Genomic DNA, 23,518 nt, shown 5'->3' with positions numbered 1-23,518 from the left:
CCCGGAGAGCCGGGCGGCCACTCCTCGCGAGCCACGACTGGCAGAGAGCTATCAGCCACACCCGGCCCTCCCGGGCCGCCTAACAACTTACGGAGCGCTATGAACACGTCCGAACTGGCCTGGTTCAAGAGCAGTTACAGCGGCTCCCAGGGCGACGACTGCGTCGAAGTGGCGATGACGTGGCACAAGTCCAGCTACAGCAGCGGCAGCCAAGGCGACTGCCTCGAGGTGGCGTCCTGCCCCGGCACGGTCCACGTCCGCGACTCCAAGGTGCGGCAGGGTTCCCAGCTCGCGGTCTCCCCGGCAGCGTGGGCGCGCTTCCTCACGTACGCGACCAACGCCTGACATCGCCGCGGGGGGGGGGGGGGGGGGGGGGGGGGGGGGGGGGGGGGGGGGGGGGGGGGGGGCGGCGCCCCCCCGGGGGGGGGGCCGCCCGCCGCGCGCGGCCGCGCGGGCGGGCGGGGGGGGGGCGCGGGGCCCCGCCCCCCCCCCCGCCCCCCCCCCCCCCCCCCCCCCCCCCCCCCCCCCCCCGCGGCCGTCGTCCTCGCGGAAGGTGCGGTCACGGACGTGACGCGGACCGGTCCACCTGCCGTTACACAAGTCCACCGTCGGCTATGAGGTTCTGACCGGTCAGCCATGCGGCATCCGGGCTCAGCAGCAGCGCGACGACTGCGGCGATGTCGGCGGGAGTGCCCACCCGGCCCAGAGCCGTCATGTGTGCCACCCCGGCCAACGCCTCCGGCGGGGTATTGGCGCGCAGCATGTCGGTGTCGGTGGGGCCGGGCGATATGGCGTTGACCGTGATCCCGCGCCGTCCCAACTCCCGGGAGGCGACCCGGGTGAGCTGCTCGATGGCCGCCTTGCTCGCGGCGTAGACCGACTCGCCCGCGCTGGGCCAGGCGGTGCCGGTGGACGAGACAGTCACGATCCGGCCACCGTCGGTCATCCTGCGCGCTGCCTCCTGCACGGCGAAGAACACGCCGCGTACGTTGATCGCCATGACCCGTTCGAACACCTCCGGGGTCAGCTCGTCGATCGGCGTATGGTCGATGACGCCGGCGTTGTTCACCAGTACGGAGAGCGGGCCTGCGGCCCTGTCGGCGAACACCTTGTCCGCCGTGGCGAACAGCCGCTCCATCTGGTCGAAGTGGGCCGCGTCGGCGCGCACGGCGACGGCCCGCCCGCCACATGCCTCTTCCACCTCGCGAGCTGCCCGCTCGTCGGCGACGTAACTGAACACCACCGTGGCGCCGTCGTCCGCGAGCCGTTTGACCACGGCCCGCCCGATGCCGCGTGACCCGCCCGTCACCAGTGCCGCCTGCATGAATGTTCCTTCCTGCCGAGAGGCCTCCACCATGGCAGTCATCGCGGAAACAGAACTTCCGCGAGGTGCGGAAGACTGGACGGCATGTCCACGAGAGACCCCGCCGCGCGGCTGCTGCGACTGCTGTCGCTGCTCCAGTCCCGCACCGACTGGCCGGGACCGGAACTGGCGGACCGGCTCGGCGTCAGCACCAGGACCATCCGCTCCGACATCGAACGGCTCCGTGACCTCGGTTACCCGGTGTCGGCGACTTCCGGCACGGCGGGCGGCTACCGGCTGGGGGCCGGTGCCCGGCTGCCGCCCCTGCTGCTGGACGACGAGGAGGCCGTCGCGGTGGCGATCGGCCTGCGTACGGCGACGGCCCAGGCGGTGGGCGGTATCGAGGAGACGGCGCTGCGCGCGCTGGCCAAGCTCGAACAGGTGCTGCCGTCCCGGTTGCGCCCCCGTGTGGCCGCGCTCGCGGCCTCCACGGTGCCCGTGCCCGGGAACGGCCCGGCCGTGGACGCCGATGTGCTGGCCACGCTGGCCGCCGCCTGCCGGGACCGGCGGCGCATACGGTTCGACTACCGTGATCACGACGGGATCGCCACCGTGCGCGACGTCGAACCGTACCGGCTCGTGTCGACGGGGCGGCGCTGGTACCTGGTGGCGTGGGACGTCGATCGCGACGACTGGCGGACGTTCCGCATCGACCGGCTCACGCCGCGCATCCCCTTGGGGCCGTCCTTTCCCGGCCGCTCGCTGCCGCCGGGAGGCGCTGTCGACTTCGTGACCAAGGGCGTGGCCTCGACCCTGGGCCCCTGCCGCACGGTAGCGACCGTGCACGCGCCGGCCACGGTCGTCAGCGAGCGGATCCCGCCCGTGGCGAGGGTCGAGCATCTTGACGACGAGCGGTGCTTGCTGCACATCGGCGCCGCCACGCCGCTGACCCTGGCCGTCTACCTCGCAGCGCTCGGCCTGCCCTTCACCGTGGACGCTCCGGCCGCGTTGCTGGAGGCGTTGCGGCAGGTGTCGCGGCACTGCGCGAGCGCCGTGTGAGCCGGACGAACGCCTCGCCTCAGCCGGCGGCACCACCTGTCGCAGTACCCACAGCTCATCCGGCACCGACCGCTCGACAGAACTCGGGTCACCGCTGACAGTGGTCCCGGGTCACTGCTTCCTCAGCCCGGACAGCTCCTGCTCGGCGTTCCGTGCCACCTGGCGGCGGACGCCGAACCAGCCGGCGACCAGCATGAGGGCGATCACCGGGATCAGCAGGAGGGTCCAGCGGCCGATCTCGGGGTCGTTGCCCATCATGCAGAGCACCGCCACGAGGAAGGCGATCGTGGCGATCTCCGTGACGGGGCTGCCGGGCAGCCGGAAGTGCGGGCGGGTGACCAGGCCGGCGCGGGCGCGGCGGACGAAGATCAGGTGGCAGATCATGATGATCACCCAAGTGCTGATGATGCCGAGGGAGGCGACGTTCAGCACGATCTCGAAGGCCTTGCTCGGCATCAGGTAGTTCAGGCCCACGCCGAGCACGCAGATGCCGCAGGTGAGCAGGATGCCGCCGTAGGGGACCTGGCTGCGGCTCATCACGCGGGTGAACTTGGGCGCGGAGCCCGCCATCGCCATGGAGCGCAGGATGCGGCCGGTGGAGTACAGGCCGGAGTTCAGGGAGGACATCGCGGCGGTGAGGACGACGAGGTTCATCACGTCGCCGGCCGCGGGGACGCCGACCTTGGACAGGACGGTGACGAAGGGGCTCTCGTCGCCGGAGTAGAGCGAGCCGGGCAGCAGCAGGGCCAGCAGGACGACGGAACCGACGTAGAAGAGGGCGACGCGCCACATGATCGAGTTCACCGCGCGCGGGACGACCTTCTCCGGCTCGGCGGTCTCGCCGGCGGCGACGCCGACCAGTTCCAGGGCGGCGTACGCGAAGATGACGCCCTGCATCACGAGGATCACGGGCATCACGCCGTGCGGAAGGACGCCGCCGTGGTCGGTGATCATGCTGATGCCGGGGGTGTAGCCGCCCACGTCGTGCCGGGTGGCCAGCAGGAAGATGCCGATCAGCATGAAGCCGACCAGGGTGGCGACCTTGATGATCGCGAACCAGAACTCCATCTCGCCGAATATCTTCACCGAGATGAGGTTCACGGCCAGGACCACCGCGAGGGCGGCCAGGGCGAGCACCCACTGCGGGATGCTCGTGAACATGCTCCAGTAGTGCGTGTACAGCGCGATCGCGGTGATGTCGGCGATGCCGGTGGTCGACCAGTTCAGGAAGTACATCCAGCCGGCGACGTAGGCGCCCTTCTCGCCGAGGAACTCGCGCGCGTACGACACGAAGGATCCGGACGAGGGCCGGTAGAGCACCAGCTCGCCGAGCGCCCTGACGACGAAGAAGGCGAAGACGCCGCAGACGAGGTAGGCGATCGCGAGCGCCGGGCCCGCGTCGCGCAGGCGTCCGCCGGCACCGAGGAAGAGACCGGTGCCGATCGCGCCGCCGATGGCGATCATGTTGACGTGGCGGGCCTTGAGGTCCTTGCTGTAACCGGCGTCGCCCGCGTCCGCGGGCGTCCCGGTCGCCTGGGGGTGGGCGGCGACCTGTGCCGTGTCGACGGCGTCCTTGCTCACGGGTGGTACCACTCTCTGGTGCCCCGGGCGGGGTGCGCCCGGGTCGTCCGTACAGTGACTAGGCCCGCACCACCCTTCGCGGCACAGACCAGATCAGCACCTTCCCACGACTCTGCGTTCGAATGCGGTGGCTCATGTCACAGAGCGTGACTTCTCACAGGACCCGTCGGTCCTCTCCACGTGCTGCACATGTGGTGTCACAGCAGGAGTGGGACAGCGATACTGCTGCGCATGACGACGAGCGACACCGGGGAGCCGACCCTCACCATCGACGAGCTGGCCGCGCGGGCGGGCGTCACGGTGCGCACGGTCCGTTTCTACGGCACCAAGGGTCTGCTGCCGCCGCCGGAGATCGGTCCGCGGCGGGTGGGACGCTACGGCAGGGAGCACCTGGCCCGGCTCGCGCTGATCGAGGAGCTGCAGCACCAGGGCATGACGCTGGCCGCGATCGAGCGGTATCTGAAGCAGCTGCCGCCCGACCTGACCGCCCACGACCTCGCGCTGCACCGCGCGGTGGTGGCCTCCTGGGCGCCCGAGGCGGTGGAGCGGGTCACGCGCGAGGAGCTGGGCCGACGGGCGGGGCGGCCGCTGACCGACGAGGAGGTGGACCGGCTGGCGGAGATGGGCATCGTCGCGCGGGAGAGCGGGGCGGACGGACAGGACGACGGGAAGGACGGCCGGGGTGTCTACCGCGTCGACACGGGGCTGCTCCGGCTCGGTGTCGAGCTGCTCGACGTGCCCCTGTCGCCCGAGACGGTCCTCGCCGCCCGGACGGCTCTGCTCGAGCACTCCCGCGCCGCCGCGCGCGACCTGTCACGGCTGCTGCGGGAGGCGGTCGCCGAGCGGGACGCGCGGGACGTGCGGTCCCTGTCCGCGCACATGCACCCGATCGTGGTGCAGGCGCTGCTGACCACCTTCCAGCGGTCGCTGCGGGACGAGCTGCGGGAGTGGCTCGACGCCGACGGCGAGCGCTGAGGGGACCTTGGGGTCCCGGTCGCCCGCCGCCGGTGCGAGGGTGCCGTCAGCGGCCGTCGGTGAAGACCTCCCCCTTCTCCGCCTTCTCCACCAGCAGCGCGGGCGGCGTGAACCGGTCGCCGTAGCGCTCGGCGAGCTCGCGCGCGCGGGCCACGAAGCCGGGCAGGCCGCCCTCGTAGCCGTTGATGTACTGCAGGACGCCGCCGGTCCAGCCGGGGAAGCCGATGCCGAAGATCGAGCCGATGTTGGCGTCGGCGACGGAGGTCAGCACGCCCTCCTCCAGGAGGCGGACGGTGTCCAGCGCCTCGGAGAACAGCATCCGCTCCTGCATGTCGCGGAACGGGATCTCGTGCCCGGGCTTCGTGAAATGCTCGCGCAGCCCCGGCCACAGCCTGGTGCGCCTGCCGTCCTCGCCGTACTCGTAGAAGCCGGCGCCGCCGCTGCGGCCGGTGCGGCCGAACTCGTCGACCATGCGGTCGATGACGGCCTCGGCGGGGTGCGCGGTCCAGGTGCCGCCGGCCTCCTCGACGGCCCGCTTCGTCTCGCCCCGGATCTTCCGCGGGAGGGTCAGCGTCAGCTCGTCCATCAGGGAGAGCACCTTGGCCGGGTAGCCGGCCTGGGCGGCGGCCTGCTCGACGGAGGCGGGCTCGACGCCCTCGCCGACCATGGCGACGCCCTCGTTGAGGAAGTGGCCGATGACGCGGGAGGTGAAGAAGCCGCGCGAGTCGTTGACGACGATCGGCGTCTTGTTGATCTGCCGGACCAGGTCGAAGGCGCGGGCGAGGGCCTCGTCGCCGGTCCGCTCGCCCTTGATGATCTCGACGAGCGGCATCTTGTCGACGGGCGAGAAGAAGTGCAGTCCGATGAAGTCGTCCTGGCGCTCGACGCCCTCGGCGAGCGCCGTGATGGGGAGGGTGGAGGTGTTGGAGCACAGCAGAGCGTCGGGGGCGACGACGTTCTGGATCTCCTGGAAGACCTTGTGCTTGAGGGAGGTGTCCTCGAAGACGGCCTCGATGACCGCGTCGCAGCCGGCGAGGTCGGCGACCTCGGCGGTGGGGGTGATCCGGGCGAGCAGCGCGTCGGCCTTCTCCTGGGTCGTACGGCCCTTGGCGACGGCCTTGGCGCACAGCTTCTCGGAATAGCCCTTGCCCTTGAGGGCGGCTTCGAGGGAGACGTCCTTGAGGACGACGTCGATGCCGGCGCGGGCGCAGGAGTAGGCGATGCCGGCGCCCATCATGCCGGCGCCGAGGACGGCGACCCTGGTGACCTTGCGGGGCTCGATGCCCTGGGGGCGGTTGGCGCCGGAGTTGACGGCCTGGAGGTCGAAGAAGAACGCCTGGATCATGTTCTTCGCGGTCTGGCCGGCGGCCAGCTCCACGAAGTAGCGGGCCTCGACGACCTGGGCGGTCTCGAAATCGACCTGGGCGCCCTCGACCGCGGCGGCCATGATGTTGCGGGGCGCCGGGTAGGGGGCTCCGTTGGTCTGCTTGCGCAGGTTGGCGGGGAAGGCGGGCAGGTTGGCGGCGAACTTGGGGTGGGCGGGGGTGCCGCCGGGGATGCGGTAGCCGGGCCGGTCCCAGGGCTGGGCGGACTCGGGGTGGGCGTCGATGAAGGCGCGAGCCTTGGCGAGCATGTCCTCGCGGGTGTCGGCGACCTCGTCGACCAGGCCGTTCTCCAGGGCGCGGCGCGGGCTGTACTGGGTGCCCTGGAGGAGGACCTTCAGCAGCGCGTCGGTGATGCCGAGCATCCGCACGGTGCGGACGACGCCGCCGCCTCCGGGGAGCAGGCCGAGGGTGACCTCGGGGCAGCCGATCTTGGAGCCGGGCGCGTCGAGGGCGACGCGGTGGTGGCAGGCGAGGGCGATCTCGTAGCCGCCGCCGAGGGCCGCGCCGTTCATCGCGGCGACGACGGGCTTGCCGAGGGTCTCGATGCGGCGCAGGTTCCGCTTGATCGCCATGCCGCCGTCGAAGAGGTCCTGGGCGGTCTCGGGGGTGACGCGGATCAGGTCGCGCAGGTCGCCGCCGGCGAAGAAGGTCTTCTTGGCGGAGGTGACGATGACGCCGCGGATCGTGTCCTTCTCGGCCTCCAGGCGGTCGGTGACCGCGGCCAGCGACTCGCGGAACGCCTGGTTCATGGTGTTCGCGGACTGGCCGGGGTCGTCGAGGACGAGGGTGACGACGCCGGTGTCGTCCTGCTCCCAGCGGATGGTGGTGGACTCGGTGGTCATGAGGGGTGCTCCTGGTGGTCCGTCGTGGTCCGTCGTGTTCCGTCGGGAGGGGGTCAGACGCGCTCGACGATGGTGGCGATGCCCATGCCGCCGCCCACGCACAGGGTGGCGAGGCCGTACCGCTTGTCCTGGCGTTCGAGTTCGTCGACGAGGGTGCCGAGGATGATGGCGCCGGTGGCGCCGAGCGGGTGGCCGAGAGCGATGGCGCCGCCGTTGACGTTGACCTTGTCCAGGGACAGGCCCATGTCCTTGACGAAGCGCAGGACGACCGCGGCGAACGCCTCGTTGATCTCGACGAGGTCGATGTCGTCGATGGTGAGACCGGCCTTGGCCAGCGCCTTGCGGGTGGCGGGGGCGGGTCCGGTGAGCATGATGGTGGGCTCGGAGCCGGAGACGGCCGCGGAGACGATCCGGGCGCGCGGGGTGAGCCCGTAGCGCTCGCCGACCTCCTTGGAGCCGATGGCGACCAGGGAGGCGCCGTCGACGATGCCGGAGGAGTTGCCCGCGTGGTGGACGTGGTCGATCTTCTCCACCCAGTGGTACTTCTGCAGCGCCACCGCGTCGAAGCCGCCGAGTTCGCCGATGTCGGCGAAGGAGGGCTTGAGGGAGGCGAGGGAGTCGGCGGTGGTGCCGGGGCGCAGGTGCTCGTCGCGGTCGAGGACGGTCAGGCCGGCGCGGTCCTTCACCGGCACGACGGACCGCTCGAAGCGGCCCTCCTTCCAGGCGGTGGCCGCCCGCTCCTGGGAGAGGGCCGCGTACTCGTCGACGTCGCGGCGGGAGAAGCCCTCGATGGTGGCGATCAGGTCGGCGCCGATGCCCTGCGGGACGAAGTTCGTCGCGAGGTTGGTCATCGGGTCGTTGAACCAGGCGCCGCCGTCCGAGGCCATCGGCACCCGGGACATGGACTCCACGCCGCCGGCGAGGACCAGGTCCTCCCAGCCGGAACGGACCTTGGCGGCGGCCATGTTGACGGCCTCCAGACCCGAGGCGCAGAAGCGGTTCTCCTGCACGCCGGCCACCGTGTCGGGCAGTCCGGCGGCGACGGCGGCGATGCGGGCGATGTCGGAGCCCTGGTCGCCGACCGGGCCGACGACGCCGAGGACGATGTCGTCGACGGCGGCCGGGTCGAGGTCCGGGAAGCGGGCGCGGATCTCGTGGATCAGGCCGACGACCAGGTCGACGGGCTTGGTGCCGTGCAGGGCGCCGGTCGCCTTGCCGCGGCCGCGCGGGGTGCGGATCGCGTCGTACACGTACGCTTCGGTGGTCACGGGGAGGCCTTTCGCTGGGGGTTGTCCGGGAGGCTGTCGGGAGGGCTGTCGTCGGGGCCGGCGGGTCGCGGGGCAACCCGGGGCAGGTCCCAGTCGCGGGCGACGCTCTCCGCGCCGGCGCCGGGCAGGGCGGGTCCGGTGCGGACGGCGGTGGGGGTCGCCGAGAAGCGGGGTGCGGGGGCCGGCTGGGTGATGCCGCCGTGGTCGGTGAAGGTTCCGCGGGCGGCGAGGTGCGGGTGGTGCGGGGCCTCGCGCAGCGACAGGACGGGGGCCACGCAGGCGTCGGAGTCCGCGAAGACGGCCGTCCACTCGTCGCGGGTGCGGGACCTGAAGCGGGCGGCGATCGCCTCGCGCAGTTCGTCCCAGCGGGTGGGGTCGTCGCGGGCCGGCGCCCGGTCGGGGATGCCGAGCAGCTCCATGAACTCGGTGTAGAACCGGGGTTCGAGGGCGCCGACCGCCATGTGGCGGCCGTCGGCGGTCTCGTAGGTGCCGTAGAACGGGGCGCCGCCGTCCAGGAGGTTGGTGCCGCGCCGGTCCTGCCAGGCGCCGGCGGCGAGCATGCCGTGGATCATCGCGGAGAGGTGGGCGGTGCCGTCCACGATGGCGGCGTCGACCACCTGCCCGGTGCCGGTGGCGCGGGCGTGGTGCAGGGCGGCGAGGACGCCGACGGCCAGGTAGAGGGAGCCGCCCGCGTAGTCGCCGAGCAGGTTGGCCGGGGCGGCCGGCGGTCCGTCGGGGGCGCCGGTCATGCCGAGAGTGCCGGTGAGCGCGATGTACCCGATGTCGTGGCCGGCGCGCCGGGCGAGGGGTCCGTCCTGGCCCCAGCCGGTCATGCGGCCGTAGACGAGGCGCGGGTTGCGGGCGTGGCAGTCGGCGGGGCCGACGCCGAGGCGTTCGGCGACGCCGGGGCGGTAGCCCTCGATCAGGACGTCGGCGCGTTCGGCGAGGTCGAGGACGCGGGCCGGGCCGTCGGGCGACTTGAGGTCGACGACCACCGAGCGTTTGTTGCGGTTGGTGACGTCGTGGGCGGGGTCGATGGCGAGGCCGGGTCCACCGGGCCGGTCGACGCGGACGACGTCGGCGCCCAGGTCGGCGAGGAGCATGGCGGCGAAGGGGCCGGGGCCGATGCCGGCGAGCTCGACGACGCGCACACCGTCGAGCGGACCGGCGGCCGGAGTCTTCGTCGTCCGCGTCATCGCGCCCCCAGCTTTATGACACTACTGCTGTAACACCGTTGATGCTAAGAACGTGCCCCACGCGGCACAAGACCTGGCGAGCAAGCGCTCAGACGGTCACGGGAACGGGCTCACCGCCGGGCCGGGCTCTCCTCACGCTAGCCCCAGCCACCGGCGTCGGCTCGCGCTGTGGCCCCGGGGACCGCCGACGGAGCGCCGGACGGTGGCAGAGACGGCGACGGAGACGGCGACGATGACGATGACGACGGAGGGATGTCATGGGCATGCCGAGCAGGGCGGCCCGGCGGCCGGCCCTCGGGCGCCCTACCCCGACCGGTCGAGGTGACGGAGGTCCCGGGCCGGCCATTCCCGTGCTTTGAAGCCTTCCGCCCTCCTGGGAGGCCCTCACCCGGGGAAACGTGCTCCGGAGCACGGAAAAGCCTCACGGGGAAGTTCAGTGAAACCATGGAGGGCATGACGAAGTTCCTTCTCGAAGTCACCATGGACGACGGCCCCGTCGCCGCGGACCCCGTGGGCGAGCTGCAGCGGATCCTGCGGTACTGGGGCGGCAACCTGCGCCACTACGGCCTGCGCCCCGGCGACACGTCGGTGATCCACGACTCGGAGTACCGGGAGGTGGGCCGCTGGAGCGTCGAGGGTCGGGCCGGGTAGGCGGCGTCCCGCAGGGCGGCGCGGCACAGGGCGTCCGCCCTGCGGGTCGTCTCCGGCAGGCGGTAGGCCGGGGTGAGCGCCAGTGTGTGGGCGCAGGCGTTGTCGAGGCTCACGCGGTGCCCGACGGAGACGAAGACCGGCTTGACCGCGTCGCGCGTCCGCAGCGCGCGTCCGACCTCCTCGGCGCCGTCGAGCAGCGGGGACGTGCTGCCGCGCGGGGTGTCCGGGGCGTCGTGGGCGAAGGTGAACGGGTTCTTGGCGACGCCGATCGTGGGCAGTCCGGTGAGGACGCCGAGGTGGCAGGCGAGGCCGAAGCGGCGCGGGTGGGCCAGGCCGTAGCCGTCGCAGACGACGAGGCCGGGCGGGCACGGCAGCGCGTCGAGGGCGGCGAGGACGGCGGGGAGCTCGCGGAAGGCGAGCAGTCCGGATACGTAGGGGAAGGAGATCCGGCCGACGGCGGTGGTCTCGGCGACCACGGCGAGGGTCGCCGCGTCGAGGACGACGGCCGCCGCCGCGACGACGTCCCGTTCGTCGTCGTAGGCGACGTCGACGCCGGTCACGTGCCCCGTGCCGGGAGGCGGGCCCGGCTCGTCGAGCACCAGCCGGGCCCGCAGTACGTCCTGGACGGCGCGGGCCCGCTCCTCGGTCACGGGCCAGTCGGCGGGGGTCTGCGCGGTCACGGTCGTCATGGTGGCCGTCAGCCTACGGGACCGCCGGTGCGGCTCACTTGCCGAGCGCGCGCCGCAGCTCGTCCTTGTTCATGTGCGAACGGCCGCCGATGTCACGGCGTTTGGCCTCCTGGTACAGCTGGTCGTAGGTGGGACCCTGGGAGCCCTGCCGCGATCCGGAGCGCTGTCCGCCGCGGCTGCCCGGCGACTTGTCCTGCGTGGAGGTGCGGCTCGCGGTCTTCGACTCGCCGGACCGGGCGCGTTCCTTGTTCACCGTGCGGGCCGCGATCTCCTCGGCCCGGCCGGTGCTCGCGCCGCGGTCCTCGGCGCTCTCCTTGATGTGTTCGTACTGCCGCTCCCGCTTGGGGCTCGAACCGCGTGGCATGTCCGCTCACTTCCTCTCGTGTCCGGCGGACGGGTACCCGCGCCGTGGACGGACACCCCACCCCGCGGAGAACCGGCCGCGGAGGCAAGTGCCGTGCGCGGCACCCGGGGAGAGCCGTGTCACTCGCGTGCATGAAGGCGGTGACAGAGGTCACTCGCCTCCCGTGTGCACGGAACGGCTGATTCCGTCGTCTCTTCCAGTGCCCGGCCCGTCCCGTCCGCAGAGCACCTCCAGAGCCCCGTCCAGCCGTCACGAGGGAGCAGGCGTTGTCCACCGTCATCGAGCAGCCCGTCGAGGCCCGTCTCGTCGCCGCCGCGCCGCGTATGCCGAGCATTCCCGCCACGCTGCACTACGACCGCAGCGATCCGTTCGCCGTCCGCATGACCTTCCCGGCCCCCGCCACCCTGGAGGGCGTGGAGGTCTGCTGGACCTTCTCCCGCGAACTGCTCATCGCCGGCATGCGGGAGCCCGACGGCCACGGCGACGTCCGGGTGCGTCCGTACGGGTACGACCGGACCGTCCTGGAGTTCCACGCGCCCGAGGGCACCGCCGTCGTCCACGTCCGCTCGGGGGAACTGCGCCGGTTCCTGCAGGCCACGGGCGAGCTGGTGCCGGTGGGCCAGGAACACCTGCAGCTGGACCTGGACCACGACCTGGCGGAGCTGATGCGGGGCACCTGCTGAGGCCGGACGGCTGAACAGGACCGCGGCGCGAGGGGCCGCGGCGGACCGCTCGCGCCGGGCCGGGGTCAGCCGCCCGTCGGGGCCGCCGTCCGCGCCGACTCGGCGCTCAGCGCCGCCCGCACCTCCCGCAGGGCCCCGCCCGGGACGGCGGCGCGGGCGGCCAGCTCCTCGACGCGTTCCTCCCGGCGCGCCCGCTCCCGTACGGGCCCCCGGTCCAGCAGGCCGGCCGCGGCGGCCAGGACGGCGACCAGCGCGTCCCGCTCGGGCACCTGTGCGACCGGCACCGGGCCGTCCAGGACGTCCCGTGCCCCCTCGCGCAGCGCCCGCGCCGCGGCGTCCCGGGCCAGGACGTGATCGACCGAGGGGAACACCCCGAGCACCCGCTTCTTCTCGGCGCGCAGACACCCGTCGGCCACCAGCTGCTCCCGTACGGCGTCGAAGGTGACCCGCGCGTACAGCCGCACCCAGGTCCGCCACGGGCGGGGCAGGGACTCGCGGACGAGGTCCAGCAGCCCGTCGAGGACGGCGTCGCCGGTACGGGAGTCCAGGTCGGCGGGGGTGACGATCCCGTCGTCGTCGAGGAGCAGGCCGGCGCGGGCGAGTTCGGCGAGGGCGCCCGCCCGCACCAGGTGCCGGAGCCGCGCGCCGCCGGCGGCGGTCCCCGGCCGCGCGGGGTCCCAGGCCAGCAGGCACAGCCGGGCCGGCGGGGAGAGTGGGCCGATGGGCACGTGGGGCCTCCTCGGGGCCGTGAGGCAGCAGCCCGGTTCACCGAAAAGGTGTTGACGGCCCGGACCGGCCTCTCCTACGGTCTACAACGCCTCTGTTGCCGCCGATCGGAGTAGGACATTGCTCGTCTGAGGTCCTGAGACACCGCGTCACACCCCTTCCGCACGTTCTTCGTGTTCTTCACGGGTGTACGCCGCGTGCGACCTCGGCGTTCGAGCCGTCCTTGCGGAGCAGGGCCTTTTCCGTGCCCCGCGATCCCGCGGACTCCTCCTTTCCCCGCCCGGCGTCGGTCGCCGCCCTCCGGTGTCTCGATACGCGTCTGCCCCTGACCGCTTCGAGCAACCGCGGAGACCTGTATGCATACCTCCCTCACCTGTTCCTCCCTCTCCTTCGCCTGGCCCGACGGCACCCCCCTCTTCGAGGGGCTCGACACCGTGTTCGGCGCCGGCCGGACCGGCCTCGTCGGTGCCAACGGGTCGGGGAAGTCCACCCTGTTGAAGCTCCTCGCCGGACAGCTGACGCCCACCGGCGGCACCGTCCGGGTGACCGGCGAGGTCGGTCTCCTGCCGCAGAACGTCACGCTCGACACCGGCCTGCGCGTCGACGAGGCGCTCGGCATCGCCGCGCGGCGGGCCGCGCTGCACGCGATCGAGGCCGGTGACGTGGCCGAGGAGCACTTCGAGACCGTCGGCGACGACTGGGACGTCGAGGAGCGCGCCCTCGCCACGCTCGGCGAGCTCGGCCTCGGGCACATCGGCCTGGACCGCACCGTCGGCGAGGTGTCCGGAGGCGAGTCGGTGCTGCTCCGGCTGGCCGCGCTGCTGCTGCGCCGGCCGGACGTGCTGCTGCTGGACGAGCCGACCAACAACCTCGACCTGTACGCCCGCGGACGGCTGTACGCGGCCGTCGCCTCCTGGCCCGGGGTGCTGGTCGTGGTCAGTCACGACCGCGAGCTGCTCGACCTGGTCGACCGGATCGCGGACCTGCGCTTTGGGGAGATCACCTGGTACGGCGGCAACTTCTCGGCGTACCAGGAGGCCCTGGCCGTCGAGCAGGAGGCGGCCGAGCGCACGGTGCGCGCCGCCGAGGCCGACCTGCGCAGGCAGAAGCGGGAACTGGCCGATGCCCAGGTCGTCCTCGCCCGGCGCAAGCGGTACGGCCAGAAGATGTACGACACCAAACGCGAACCCCGGGCGGTGATGAAGATGCGCAAACGCACCGCGCAGGAGTCCGCCGGCAAGTACCGGATCATGCACGAGGAGAAGCTCGCCGAGGCGAAGGAGCGGCTCGACGACGCGGCACAGGCCGTGCGGGACGACGACGAGATCCGCGTCGACCTGCCGTACACCGCCGTCCCCGCGGGCCGGACCGTGCTGACCCTGCGGGACCTGGAGCTCGCGCACGGCGCGCGCGTGCGGGGCGGTCTCGATCTGCACGGTCCCGAACGGATCGCGCTGACCGGACGCAACGGCGCGGGCAAGACGACGCTGCTGCGCACGATCGCCGGGGAGCTGGCGCCGGTGTCGGGAGAGGCGACGGCACACGTGCCGCTGCGTTTCCTGCCGCAGCGCCTCGACGTCCTCGACGACGAGCTGAGCGTCGCCGAGAACGTGGCCCGGTTCGCGCCGGGTGCCACCGACAACCGGATCCGGGCGCGGCTGGCCCGCTTCCTGTTCCGGGGCGCCCGCGCCGACCGGCCCGCGGGGACGCTGTCCGGCGGCGAACGCTTCCGGGCGTCTCTGGCCGCGCTGATGCTGGCCGAGCCCGCGCCGCAGCTGCTGATGCTGGACGAGCCGACCAACAACCTGGACCTGGCGAGCGTCCGGCAGCTCACCACGGCCCTGGAGTCGTACGAGGGGGCGCTGATCGTGGTCAGTCACGACATGCCGTTCCTGGACTCGATCGGCGTCACGCGACGGTTGCTGCTGGAGGACGGGGAACTGAAGGAGACGGAGCCGGAAACCGCTGCTCAGCCGCCTTTACGGCACATTTAACCTACGGTCACGTAACCTACGGTCTCGTAGCCTACGCTTTCGTAGCCTACGATTCCGTAGGTTCCCGGCACCGCTCGCCGGGTCTTTCCGATGTGCCGTACGTCCCCTGGAGTACCCGTGACGATCACTTCCCCGAACCTTGGCACCTCCGCCGCTTGGACCGACGCCCGGCTGCTGTACGCCCTCGAGGAAGTCGTCGAGAAGGAGCTCAACCGACACCTGGCGGTCGCCAAGGACTGGATGCCGCACGAGTACGTGCCGTGGAGCGACGGCCGTAACTTCCCGGGCTTCTTCGAGGACGGCGAGGCCTGGGAGAAGGACCAGTCCAAGGTCACCGAGATCGGCCGGATCGCGCTGGTGGTCAACCTGCTGACCGAGGACAACCTGCCCAGCTACCACCACGAGATCGCGAGCCTGTTCGGCCGTGACGGCGCCTGGGGCACCTGGGTGCACCGCTGGACCGCGGAGGAGGGCCGGCACGGCATCGTGATGCGCGACTACCTGCTCACCTCGCGCGCGGTCGACCCGGACAAGCTGGAGCAGTTCCGCATGGCCCACATGAGCGAGGGCTTCGAGTCGGACAACCGCCACTCGATGCTGCACTCGGTGGCCTACGTCGCCTTCCAGGAGCTGGCCACCCGCATCTCGCACCGCAACACCGGCCACCAGTCGGGCGACCCGGTCTGCGACCGCATGCTGGCCCGCATCGCGACCGACGAGAACCTGCACATGGTCTTCTACCGGAACCTGCTCAAGGCCGCGTTCGAGCTCGCGCCCGACCTGACGATGCAGGCGGTGCGGGACGTCGTGGTGAACTTCCGGATGCCCGGCCACGGCATCCCCGGCTTCGAACGGGCCGCCGCGCAGATGGCCATCGGCGAGGTCTACAACCTGCGCATCCACCACGACGACGTCATCCAGCCCGTGCTGCGCTTCCTGAAGGTCATGGAGATCGACGGGCTGGGTCCCGAGGGCCTCAAGGCGCAGGAGGAACTCGGGCTGTTCATGGGCGGACTGGACGCGGAGGCGTCCAAGTTCGACGAGAAGCTGGCGGCCCGCAAGGCCCGCATGGCAGCCCGCGCGGCGGGCTGACCGGCGCCGGTCGCCCGTGCGGCGCGTCGCGCGCGGTCAGCGCGTGGTGCGCCGCAGGGCCATGCGTTCCTTCTCCGACAGTCCGCCCCAGACGCCGAAACGCTCGTCGTTGTCCAGCGCGTACTCGAGGCAGGCCGAACGGATCGGACACAGGGCGCAGATCCGCTTCGCGTCCCGCACGGAGCTGCCGGGCTCGGGGAAGAAGAAGTCTCCCCCGGTCTGTGCGCACAACGCCTCCTCCTGCCAGGCCAGGTCGGGCGTCGCGATGGTGTCGGTGTGCATGGGCAGGAGCGTGCCCGGCGGCGGAAAACGTCCGATCAACGCGAGATCAACAGCGGCACCGGCACGGCGCGGGGCCGCCTCGCGGAACGTGCCGGCATCACCGGATGGTCCCCCGTGCGGGGCGGAGAAGCACGGCGGCGCGCGGTTCGCGGCGCCGCGTCCCGCGCCTCGTCGGGCGTGGCGGCGGGCCGGGAGGACCGGGGCTCAGTGCTCGTGGCCCGGGGTCTGCCCGCCGGTCCCTCCGTGCTCGTGCGGGTCGTACCCGGGGATCGTGCCGTCCGTCTTCCTCACCAGGAACAGCCCCACCATCCCCATGTCGGAGTGGCTCTGCACGTGGCAGTGGTACATCCACGCCCCGGCACCGACCCCCTCCCCCGCGATCACCTGGAAGCCGAAGGAGTCGGCGGGCCCGACGATCTTGTTGTCGACGACCCGGCTGGGGTCGTCCGGGCCGGTGAGGATGCCGGTGCGGTTGTCGGCCCAGCGATGACCGTGCAGGTGGAAGGTGTGGTAGTACTCGCCGTGCGTGATCATCACGAACTCGACGCGGTCGCCCACGGTGGCCTCGAAGTCCGGGCCCGTGTGCGGGGCGCGGTTGTTGATCAGCATGTCGTTGAAGACGATCGTGTGCGTGGCGTCCGGCAGGACGTCGCCCTTGCGGCGCACGATCACCGCACCGTACAGGCCGTTGCGGATGCCGCCGGTGCCGTGTTCGGTGCCGACGGCGTGGTCGTGGTAGTGCCAGTAGCCCGCGCTGCCCGACCGCCAGGTGCCGTCCTTGCGGCGGCCGGGGGCGTGGGTGCGCCAGGTGTAGGTGCGGGTGCCGCCGGGTTCGACGTCGCTCCGGTTCATCCTCGTGCCGTCGCTGGAGATCTCGTAGTCGAGGCCGTGCACGTGCAGACTCGCCCTGACGTCCATCGTGTTGGTGAACTCGATGTGCAGCGTGTCGCCCTCGTTGAGCTCGATCAGCGGACCGGGGACCGTCGCCCTGCCCTTCTCCAGCCCGTACCCCATCTGCCCGCCGGGCAGCTTCTCGGCGTAGAGCCTGATGTGCCTCACCGCGCCACCGGCCGGTGCCGTCCCCGCCTGCACCACCTGCCCCGCCTGCCCCGCCTGCGACCGGCCGGCGGCGACGGCGCTCTCCGGGGCCACCGATAACGATGTCGCCGCAGCGGCGCCGCCCAGCAGCACCCGGCGGTTGAAGCCGCGTCTGTCCATGCCGAACTCCCCACACTGGTACGGAACTTCCTCAGACGTAGCGGTGATGAGCCGGTGCGACCGTACCGGCCGTCGCCCTGTTTATCCACAGTCAGGACAAAGTTCGGCCCATCCTGGTGATACCTCTTGGCGCGGCACGCAAAGAGGTCTAACTTCCTTGGCGCTGCTGCCGTGACCGAGGAGGCGCCCATGCACTTACGAGGTTCGAGCGCGAGAAGAAAGGGCTGGGCGGCGTTCGCGACCGCCGGGCTCGTCACCGCCGGGCTGCTGTCGGGCCCCGTCGCCGGCGCGCACCCGGCGCCGGGTCCGTCCCCGACAACGATGTCGATCAAGTCGCCGCCGGGCGGCTCCGACGTACGCGTCCTGATCTTCTACGGGTCCGCCGCGGCCGGGGAGGAGTCGCCGGTGGTGAACGCCGGGATCGCGGCGATCGAGCGGATCGGACTGTCCGGCCCGGTGAACCGGCGCTTCAAGGTCGTGGCGACGGACGACGCCTCGGTCTTCACCGACGAGCGGAAGCTGGGCCGGTTCAACACGGTCGTGTTCCTGACCGGGGGCGGTGACGTCCTCGATCCGGACCAGGAGGCGGGCCTGGAGGCGTACATGGAGGCCGGCGGCGGTTTCGTCGGCATCCACGACGCGGCCCGTGCGGAGCCGTACTCGGACTGGTTCACCGGTCTGGTCGGCGCCCGGCCGGCCGCCGGCCCGGCGAACGTCCAGCGGGCCACCGTCGAGGTCGGCGACCGGAACCATCCAGCCACCAAGGACCTGCCGATGGAGTGGAAGCGCCCCGACAAGTGGCTGAACTGGCAGAAGAACCCGTCCGGTGACGTCCACACCGTGGCCCGGGTGCGCGAGTCGACGTACGCGCCCGGCGCGGGCGCCGACGGGGCGGACCACCCGGTCAGCTGGTGCCGGGACTACGACGGCGGACGGTCCTTCTACACCGGCATGGGCGGCACGGTGTCGTCGTACGACGAGACCGACTTCCGCGCGCATCTGCGCGGCGCACTGCTGTGGACGACGCGGCTGGTGCGGGCCGACTGCAAGGCGACCATCGCCGGGAACTACAGGGCCGAGCGCCTGACGAAGCCCAACCAGCCGGGCGAGAACGACCAGATCGGCGAGCCGCACGGCCTGGTCACCGCGCCCGACGGCCGCGTGTTCTCCATCGGCCGGGGCGGCGCGGACTCCTCCCAGCCGGTGATCACGGACTGGAACGACCCGGACATCGGCAAGGGCAAGGGCCAGATCCACGTCTGGGACCCGAGAACCAAGGAGGTCACCCTCGCCGGTGAGCTGACCGTCTTCGGCAACAAGGGCGGCGGCGACGAACTGGTCAAGGTGGAGGAGGGCCTGCTCGGCATCGAGCTGGACCCGCGGTTCGCGGAGAACGGGTGGGTGTATCTGCACTACACACCGCACTCGGGGATCAACCGCGACACGCGCATGGCCGAGCGGCGCGTCTCCCGCTTCACGCTCGACCGCGCGACGAACAGGCTGGACCTGGGCAGCGAGAAGGTGCTGCTGAAGTGGCCGGTGCAGATCCACAGTTGCTGCCACGCGGGCGGCGGGATGGCCTGGGACTCCGAGGGCAATCTGTACATCGCGACCGGTGACAACAACTCCAGCCAGTTCAGCGACGGTTACTCCGGCAACAATCCCGAGCCGGACTTCAAGGGCGTGTCCTTCGCGGACGCCCGCCGCACCGCCGGCAACACCAACAACCTCAACGGCAAGATCCTGCGCATCCACCCGGAGCCGGACGGGACGTACACGCTCCCCGAGGGCAACCTGTTCACCGGCAGGGAGACCGCCGAGGGCGGCGGCAAGACCCGCGGCGAGATCTACGTGATGGGCGTGCGCAACCCGGCGCGGATCTCCGTCGACAAGAAGACCGACATCCTGTACGCGGGCTGGGTCGGGCCGGACGCGGGCGCGCCGTCGCCGACGTGGGGACCGGCGAAGTACGACACGTTCGCCGTGATCACCGAGGCGGGCAACCACGGCTGGCCGTACTGCATGGGCAACAAGCAGCCCTACCGGGACCGGAACCTGCCGGACCCGTCGAAGCCGCTGGGCTGGTACGACTGCGACGCCCCGAAGAACGAGTCGCCGAACAACGACGGCCTGGTCAACCTGCCGCCGGTGACCGGCAACAACATCTGGTACTCGCCGCAGGGCGGCGGCCCCGACTTCCCGCGCGACGCGAACGGGGTCCCCTCCTACAAGCAGGACGAGGCCGTCTACCGGCTGCCCTGGCTCAAGGGCGGCGGCCAGGCCGCGATGAACGGTCCGGTCTACCGCTACGACGCGGCGAGCACCAGCGGGACCAAGTGGCCGGCCTACTGGGACGGCAAGTGGTTCGTCGGCGACTTCTACGACGCCGACCAGCCGCGCCACGCGGTGCTGATGGATCCGAGGACGCAGGGCGAGGGCGGTCTGCCGGTGCACGCGGAGTCGCTGAAGAGGATCGTGCCGGTCGGCAACGACAGCATCAAGAACCTGATGGACTGGAAGTTCGGTCCGGACGGCGCGCTGTACGTCCAGGACTACGGCCGCGGCTTCTTCACCTCGGACTCCAGGTCGGCCCTGTGGCGGGTCACCTACGAGGGCGGCGGGCCCACCCCGGCCGCCGGACAGCTGGCGAGGGGGAGCGAGTGACACGGCAACGAAGGATGTGGGCCGCCCTGCTGGCCGGCCTGCTGATGGTGCTCGGGCTGCAGGCGACGTCCGCCTCCGGGCAGCCGGTGGCGGAGGCCGCGGCCGCCGATCAGGTGCTCACCTGGACGGCGGGCAACGACATCACCAAGTACACGTCCGCGCCCGAGACGGCGGTGGCCGGTCCGGCCACGATCGTCTTCGAGAACAGTGAGGCGACCGGCAACACCACCGGCATGCCGCACACGCTGACGTTCGTGACCGGTGACCCGGAGTACAACAGCGACGTCCAGCTGAACATCCTGGCCAGCCCGTTCGACGCCCAGGGCGGCAGGCACACCGCCGAGGTCACCCTCACCCCCGGCCGCTACCTCTACTACTGCACGATCCCCGGGCACGGGGAGATGAAGGGCGTGCTCGTGGTGACCGAGGGCGGCGGGGGTGAGGACACGACGGCGCCCGAGACCTCGGCCGACGTGGGCGGCACGCAGAACGCCGACGGCCAGTACGTCGGCTCGGCGAGCGTGACGATCAACGCCACCGACGCCGGTTCCGGCGTGGACCGCGTCGAGTACGCGATCGGCGCCGACGGTGCCTGGCAGCCGTACACCACGCCGGTCGTCGTCGACCAGGTCGGTGACCACACGGTGCGCTACCGCGCCTTCGACAAGGCGGGCAACGCCGCCGAGGAGAAGAGCGTGACGTTCACGGTGGTCGCGCCGGACACCGACGACACGACCGCGCCGGAGACCTCGGCGACGGTCAGCGGCGAGAAGAACGCGGACGGCGCGTACATCGACATGGCGACGGTGACCGTCACCGCCTCCGACACGGGCAGCGGCGTCAACACCATCGAGTACGCGGTCGGCGACGGCGCCTGGCAGGCGTACACGGCGCCGGTGATGGTGCACCAGGCGGGCACCCACACCGTGCGCTACCGCGCCACCGACAAGGCGGGCAACGTCGCGGCGGAGAAGAGCGTCGCCTTCACCGTCGTCGCCGCTCCCCCCGAGGACACCACCCCGCCGGTGACCGGCGCGACCGTGGACGGCACCAAGAACTCCGACGGCGCCTACGTCGGCAGTGCCAAGGTGACCGTCAACGCCACGGACGAGGGCGGCTCCGGGGTGGCCGGCGTGGAGTACTCGCTCGACGCCGGGCCCTACCTGGCGTACACCGCGCCCGTGGTCGTCGACCGCGTGGGCCGGCACACCGTGAGCTACCGGGCGAGCGACAAGGCGGGCAACACCTCCGCCCCGCTGACCGTGAGCTTCACGGTGGTGTCGGGACAGGTGCCGCCGCCGCCCTGCCCGGAGTACGACGAGCGCCTCACGGTGATCGTCGGCACGGTCGACACGGGTGTGCCGAACCGGGTCACCAACAACCGGTGCCGGATCAACGAGCTGATCGAGGACGAGAGGGAGTGGTCGTCGCAGCAGCTCTTCCTCAAGCACGTCCGCGAGGTCATGGACGCGCTGCTCGACGAGGGCGTCGTCGACCGGCGGGAGTACCGGGCGATCAACCAGGCCGCCCGTCAGTCGAAGATCGGTCTGCCCGGCCAGACCGAGGGCTACCGCACGATCATGGACGGCACCCAGGCGTCCTTCGCCAAGTGGCAGCAGGTGGGCGGCGGTTCGTTCGGGCTGAACTCCGACGGGTCGATCACCTCCAGCACCAGCACGCCGGGCATGGGCATGCTGTGGTTCCCCGAGCGCAAGTACGGTGACTTCTCGCTGAAGCTCCAGTGGCGGGACGACGCGCCGGGCACGGCGAACACCAACGGTGGCGTCTTCGTGCGCTTCCCGCAGGTTCACAACCACCCGGAGGAGTCCAGGCCGGAGTGGGTCGCCATCAAGTACGGACACGAGGTCCAGGTGTTCGACAGCCCGACCGGCGACATGTACAAGTCGGGGTCGATCTACGGCTTCGACCGGGTGGGCCTGGCCGGCGCCGGGGTGACGGAGAAGGGCACCTGGAACGACTACGAGATCCGGGTGGTCGACCAGCACTACTCGGTCTACCGCAACGGCGTGCTGATCAACGAGTTCGACAACCTCGGCGGTCAGGACTTCTCCCCGGCGCGCCCGGACGACCCGGGCACCGACGGGCGGCGGTTCGCCTCCGGCTACCTCGGCCTCCAGGTGCACGGCACGACGGACGTGGTGTCGTACCGGGACGTCCGGATCAAGGAACTGTAGGCCCTCTCGTCGTCCATGCCCGCGTGCACGTCGCCGAGTCCGGCGAAGCACGCGGGCATGGTCGTGATGCCGAGGTCCCGCGGGGTGCGCGCCGCCGGCCTCCTCCCGGCCCTACGGCTTCAGCAGGACCTTGACCGCGCCGTCCTGCTTCTTCTGGAACATCTCGTAGGCGTGCGGCGCCTCGGCGAGCGGGACCCGGTGGGTGGCGAAGTCGTCGACGCCGAGGGGGTCCTCGTCGGTGAGGTGGGGGATGATCTCGTCGCTCCAGCGGCGCACGTTGGCCTGCCCCATGCGCATCTGGATCTGCTTGTCGAACATGGTCAGCATCGGCATCGGGTCGGCCATGCCGCCGTAGACGCCGCTGAGCGAGATGGTGCCGCCACGCCGCACCAGGTCGATGGCGGTGTAGAGGGCGGCGAGCCGGTCGATGCTGAAGCGCTCCGCGAGGCGGCCGCCGATGGCCCGGGGCATCACGGCCGCGGACTGCTGGACCAGTTTGGCGACGGTGCTGCCGTGCGCCTCGGTGCCGACCGCGTCGATCACGGCGTCGGGTCCGCGGCCGCCGGTCTCGTCCTGGACGGCGGCGACCAGTTCCTTCTCGTTGTCGAAGGACCGCAGGTCGTACGTCTCCACGCCGCGGGCGCGGGCCCGGGCCAGGCGTTCGGGGACCAGGTCCACGCCGAACACGCGGTCGGCGCCCGTGAGCCGGGCGACCCGGCAGGCCATGTCGCCGATGGGTCCGAGTCCGAGCACGGCGACGGTGCCGCCGCGGGGGACGGCGGCGTACCGGACGGCCTGCCAGGCGGTGGGCAGGACGTCGGAGAGGTAGACGAAGCGGTCGTCGGCGGGGCCCTCGGGCACCTTGATGGGCCCGTACTGGGCCTGCGGCACGCGCAGGTACTCGGCCTGGCCGCCGGGCACCGCGCCGTACAGGCGGGTGTAGCCGAACAGCGGGGCGCCCATGCCCTCGCCGGTGACCTGGGTGGTCTCGCACTGGGTCGGCAGTCCGGTGCCGCACATGTAGCAGTGGCCGCACGCGATCTGGAAGGGCACCACGACCCGGTCGCCGGGCCTGAGGTCCGGCACCTCGGCCCCGACCTCCTCCACGATGCCCATGGGTTCGTGGCCGAGGATGTCGCCCGGTGTCATGAACGGTGTGAGCACCTCGTAGAGGTGCAGGTCGGAGCCGCACAGGCCGCTGGACGTCACACGGATCACCGCGTCCGTCGGCTCCTGGATCCTCGGATCGGGCACGTCCTCGACCCGCACGTCCCGCTTGCCCTGCCAGACCACTGCCTTCATCGCCTCGCGCTCCCTCCGGTCACCCGTGCGCGTCGGTCCTGCGTGGCGG

The 23,518-nt window shown here is 71.8% G+C and carries 20 protein-coding genes; 9 read left to right on the top strand and 11 right to left on the bottom strand.

Translation table 11 applies throughout. The features are described 5' to 3' along the window. Window positions 1–99 precede the first annotated feature (99 nt). Window positions 100–345, top strand: a complete 246-nt coding sequence (locus tag ACFYOJ_RS33630; RefSeq protein WP_388598476.1) for a DUF397 domain-containing protein — start codon at window positions 100–102, stop codon at window positions 343–345. Between the two features lie 247 nt (window positions 346–592). On the opposite strand, the gene ACFYOJ_RS33625 is transcribed toward ACFYOJ_RS33630, so the two are convergent. Continuing rightward, a complete protein-coding gene (locus ACFYOJ_RS33625; protein WP_356557849.1) occupies window positions 593–1,324 on the bottom strand; it encodes an SDR family oxidoreductase in 732 nt (243 codons plus the stop codon). 84 nt (window positions 1,325–1,408) lie between these two features. Between ACFYOJ_RS33625 and ACFYOJ_RS33620 the strand changes: the two genes are divergently transcribed. Further along, entirely contained in the window at window positions 1,409–2,362 is a 954-nt protein-coding gene (locus ACFYOJ_RS33620; protein WP_356557851.1) for a YafY family protein, read from the top strand. A 111-nt stretch (window positions 2,363–2,473) separates the two neighbouring features. Here the strand turns inward: ACFYOJ_RS33620 and ACFYOJ_RS33615 are convergent, their stop codons facing one another. Beyond that, a complete protein-coding gene (locus ACFYOJ_RS33615; RefSeq protein WP_356557853.1) occupies window positions 2,474–3,943 on the bottom strand; it encodes an amino acid permease in 1,470 nt (489 codons plus the stop codon). 231 nt (window positions 3,944–4,174) lie between these two features. On the opposite strand from ACFYOJ_RS33615, the gene ACFYOJ_RS33610 reads away from it, so the two are divergent. Beyond that, window positions 4,175–4,918, top strand: a complete 744-nt coding sequence (locus tag ACFYOJ_RS33610; protein WP_356557854.1) for a MerR family transcriptional regulator — start codon at window positions 4,175–4,177, stop codon at window positions 4,916–4,918. A gap of 46 nt (window positions 4,919–4,964) precedes the next feature. On the opposite strand, the gene ACFYOJ_RS33605 is transcribed toward ACFYOJ_RS33610, so the two are convergent. Genes ACFYOJ_RS33605 through ACFYOJ_RS33595 form a run of 3 tightly spaced genes read right to left on the bottom strand, consistent with a single transcriptional unit; the run spans window position 4,965 to window position 9,609 of the window. Next, complete coding sequence (locus tag ACFYOJ_RS33605) at window positions 4,965–7,145, bottom strand: 3-hydroxyacyl-CoA dehydrogenase NAD-binding domain-containing protein (protein WP_356557855.1); 2,181 nt, start codon at window positions 7,143–7,145, stop codon at window positions 4,965–4,967. A gap of 53 nt (window positions 7,146–7,198) precedes the next feature. Further along, window positions 7,199–8,413 (bottom strand): acetyl-CoA C-acetyltransferase, encoded by a 1,215-nt coding sequence (locus ACFYOJ_RS33600; protein WP_356557856.1) that lies wholly within the window; start codon window positions 8,411–8,413, stop codon window positions 7,199–7,201. Beyond that, on the bottom strand, window positions 8,410–9,609 hold the full coding sequence (locus ACFYOJ_RS33595) for a CaiB/BaiF CoA-transferase family protein (protein ID WP_356557857.1): 1,200 nt from the start codon (window positions 9,607–9,609) through the stop codon (window positions 8,410–8,412). The genes ACFYOJ_RS33600 and ACFYOJ_RS33595 overlap by 4 nt, the downstream gene beginning before the upstream one ends. A gap of 453 nt (window positions 9,610–10,062) precedes the next feature. Here ACFYOJ_RS33595 and ACFYOJ_RS33590 point away from each other — a divergent pair, with 453 nt between their 5' ends. Continuing rightward, window positions 10,063–10,260, top strand: a complete 198-nt coding sequence (locus ACFYOJ_RS33590; protein ID WP_356557858.1) for a hypothetical protein — start codon at window positions 10,063–10,065, stop codon at window positions 10,258–10,260. On the opposite strand, the gene ACFYOJ_RS33585 is transcribed toward ACFYOJ_RS33590, so the two are convergent. Then, on the bottom strand, window positions 10,170–10,949 hold the full coding sequence (locus ACFYOJ_RS33585) for an endonuclease V (RefSeq protein WP_356557859.1): 780 nt from the start codon (window positions 10,947–10,949) through the stop codon (window positions 10,170–10,172). The genes ACFYOJ_RS33590 and ACFYOJ_RS33585 overlap by 91 nt on opposite strands. Window positions 10,950–10,983: 34 nt before the next feature. Next, the gene (locus ACFYOJ_RS33580; RefSeq protein WP_356557861.1) at window positions 10,984–11,313 is read right to left on the bottom strand and encodes a plasmid stabilization protein; all 330 of its coding nucleotides are present in this window, start codon (window positions 11,311–11,313) and stop codon (window positions 10,984–10,986) included. Between the two features lie 266 nt (window positions 11,314–11,579). Between ACFYOJ_RS33580 and ACFYOJ_RS33575 the strand changes: the two genes are divergently transcribed. After that, complete coding sequence (locus tag ACFYOJ_RS33575; protein WP_356557862.1) at window positions 11,580–11,996, top strand: SsgA family sporulation/cell division regulator; 417 nt, start codon at window positions 11,580–11,582, stop codon at window positions 11,994–11,996. Between the two features lie 65 nt (window positions 11,997–12,061). Here the strand turns inward: ACFYOJ_RS33575 and ACFYOJ_RS33570 are convergent, their stop codons facing one another. Continuing rightward, on the bottom strand, window positions 12,062–12,724 hold the full coding sequence (locus tag ACFYOJ_RS33570; RefSeq protein WP_356557863.1) for a GPP34 family phosphoprotein: 663 nt from the start codon (window positions 12,722–12,724) through the stop codon (window positions 12,062–12,064). A 354-nt stretch (window positions 12,725–13,078) separates the two neighbouring features. Here ACFYOJ_RS33570 and ACFYOJ_RS33565 point away from each other — a divergent pair, with 354 nt between their 5' ends. Beyond that, window positions 13,079–14,716: an ABC-F family ATP-binding cassette domain-containing protein gene (locus tag ACFYOJ_RS33565; RefSeq protein ID WP_356557864.1), complete on the top strand. Its 1,638-nt coding sequence runs from the start codon at window positions 13,079–13,081 to the stop codon at window positions 14,714–14,716. A gap of 117 nt (window positions 14,717–14,833) precedes the next feature. Then, window positions 14,834–15,808, top strand: coding sequence for an acyl-ACP desaturase (locus tag ACFYOJ_RS33560; protein ID WP_356557866.1), 975 nt, complete (start codon window positions 14,834–14,836; stop codon window positions 15,806–15,808). Between the two features lie 36 nt (window positions 15,809–15,844). Here ACFYOJ_RS33560 and ACFYOJ_RS33555 read toward each other — a convergent pair whose 3' ends face one another. Together ACFYOJ_RS33555 and ACFYOJ_RS33550 are read right to left on the bottom strand one after the other, a co-directional pair. Further along, window positions 15,845–16,090, bottom strand: coding sequence for a WhiB family transcriptional regulator (locus ACFYOJ_RS33555; protein WP_356557867.1), 246 nt, complete (start codon window positions 16,088–16,090; stop codon window positions 15,845–15,847). A 204-nt stretch (window positions 16,091–16,294) separates the two neighbouring features. Further along, entirely contained in the window at window positions 16,295–17,308 is a 1,014-nt protein-coding gene (locus ACFYOJ_RS33550) for a multicopper oxidase domain-containing protein (protein ID WP_356557868.1), read from the bottom strand. Between the two features lie 189 nt (window positions 17,309–17,497). On the opposite strand from ACFYOJ_RS33550, the gene ACFYOJ_RS33545 reads away from it, so the two are divergent. Then, window positions 17,498–19,972: a ThuA domain-containing protein gene (locus ACFYOJ_RS33545; protein ID WP_356557869.1), complete on the top strand. Its 2,475-nt coding sequence runs from the start codon at window positions 17,498–17,500 to the stop codon at window positions 19,970–19,972. A 14-nt stretch (window positions 19,973–19,986) separates the two neighbouring features. Continuing rightward, window positions 19,987–22,167 carry an OmpL47-type beta-barrel domain-containing protein gene (locus tag ACFYOJ_RS33540; protein WP_356557904.1) on the top strand — a complete coding sequence of 727 codons (2,181 nt, stop codon included), beginning with the start codon at window positions 19,987–19,989 and terminating at the stop codon, window positions 22,165–22,167. 111 nt (window positions 22,168–22,278) lie between these two features. Here the strand turns inward: ACFYOJ_RS33540 and ACFYOJ_RS33535 are convergent, their stop codons facing one another. Continuing rightward, complete coding sequence (locus ACFYOJ_RS33535; RefSeq protein ID WP_356557870.1) at window positions 22,279–23,469, bottom strand: zinc-dependent alcohol dehydrogenase; 1,191 nt, start codon at window positions 23,467–23,469, stop codon at window positions 22,279–22,281. Between the last annotated feature and the right edge of the window lie 49 nt (window positions 23,470–23,518).

This window comes from Streptomyces sp. NPDC006384 (genome assembly GCF_042870695.1).
Lineage (GTDB): Bacteria > Actinomycetota > Actinomycetes > Streptomycetales > Streptomycetaceae > Streptomyces.
Note: the sequence above shows the minus strand (reverse complement) of the source record. Positions and strands in the feature narration are given on the sequence as shown.

Bases quoted from the DNA above. Each gene is read 5' to 3' on its own strand.
- ACFYOJ_RS33585 (WP_356557859.1), bottom strand. From the start codon at position 10,949: ATGACGACCGTGACCGCGCAGACCCCCGCCGACTGGCCCGTGACCGAG.
- ACFYOJ_RS33595 (WP_356557857.1), bottom strand. From the start codon at position 9,609: ATGACGCGGACGACGAAGACTCCGGCCGCCGGTCCGCTCGACGGTGTG.
- ACFYOJ_RS33580 (WP_356557861.1), bottom strand. From the start codon at position 11,313: ATGCCACGCGGTTCGAGCCCCAAGCGGGAGCGGCAGTACGAACACATC.
- ACFYOJ_RS33565 (WP_356557864.1), top strand. From the start codon at position 13,079: ATGCATACCTCCCTCACCTGTTCCTCCCTCTCCTTCGCCTGGCCCGAC.
- ACFYOJ_RS33630 (WP_388598476.1), top strand. From the start codon at position 100: ATGAACACGTCCGAACTGGCCTGGTTCAAGAGCAGTTACAGCGGCTCC.
- ACFYOJ_RS33540 (WP_356557904.1), top strand. From the start codon at position 19,987: ATGTGGGCCGCCCTGCTGGCCGGCCTGCTGATGGTGCTCGGGCTGCAG.
- ACFYOJ_RS33625 (WP_356557849.1), bottom strand. From the start codon at position 1,324: ATGCAGGCGGCACTGGTGACGGGCGGGTCACGCGGCATCGGGCGGGCC.
- ACFYOJ_RS33620 (WP_356557851.1), top strand. From the start codon at position 1,409: ATGTCCACGAGAGACCCCGCCGCGCGGCTGCTGCGACTGCTGTCGCTG.
- ACFYOJ_RS33555 (WP_356557867.1), bottom strand. From the start codon at position 16,090: ATGCACACCGACACCATCGCGACGCCCGACCTGGCCTGGCAGGAGGAG.
- ACFYOJ_RS33590 (WP_356557858.1), top strand. From the start codon at position 10,063: ATGACGAAGTTCCTTCTCGAAGTCACCATGGACGACGGCCCCGTCGCC.
- ACFYOJ_RS33605 (WP_356557855.1), bottom strand. From the start codon at position 7,145: ATGACCACCGAGTCCACCACCATCCGCTGGGAGCAGGACGACACCGGC.
- ACFYOJ_RS33545 (WP_356557869.1), top strand. From the start codon at position 17,498: ATGCACTTACGAGGTTCGAGCGCGAGAAGAAAGGGCTGGGCGGCGTTC.
- ACFYOJ_RS33550 (WP_356557868.1), bottom strand. From the start codon at position 17,308: ATGGACAGACGCGGCTTCAACCGCCGGGTGCTGCTGGGCGGCGCCGCT.
- ACFYOJ_RS33610 (WP_356557854.1), top strand. From the start codon at position 4,175: ATGACGACGAGCGACACCGGGGAGCCGACCCTCACCATCGACGAGCTG.
- ACFYOJ_RS33535 (WP_356557870.1), bottom strand. From the start codon at position 23,469: ATGAAGGCAGTGGTCTGGCAGGGCAAGCGGGACGTGCGGGTCGAGGAC.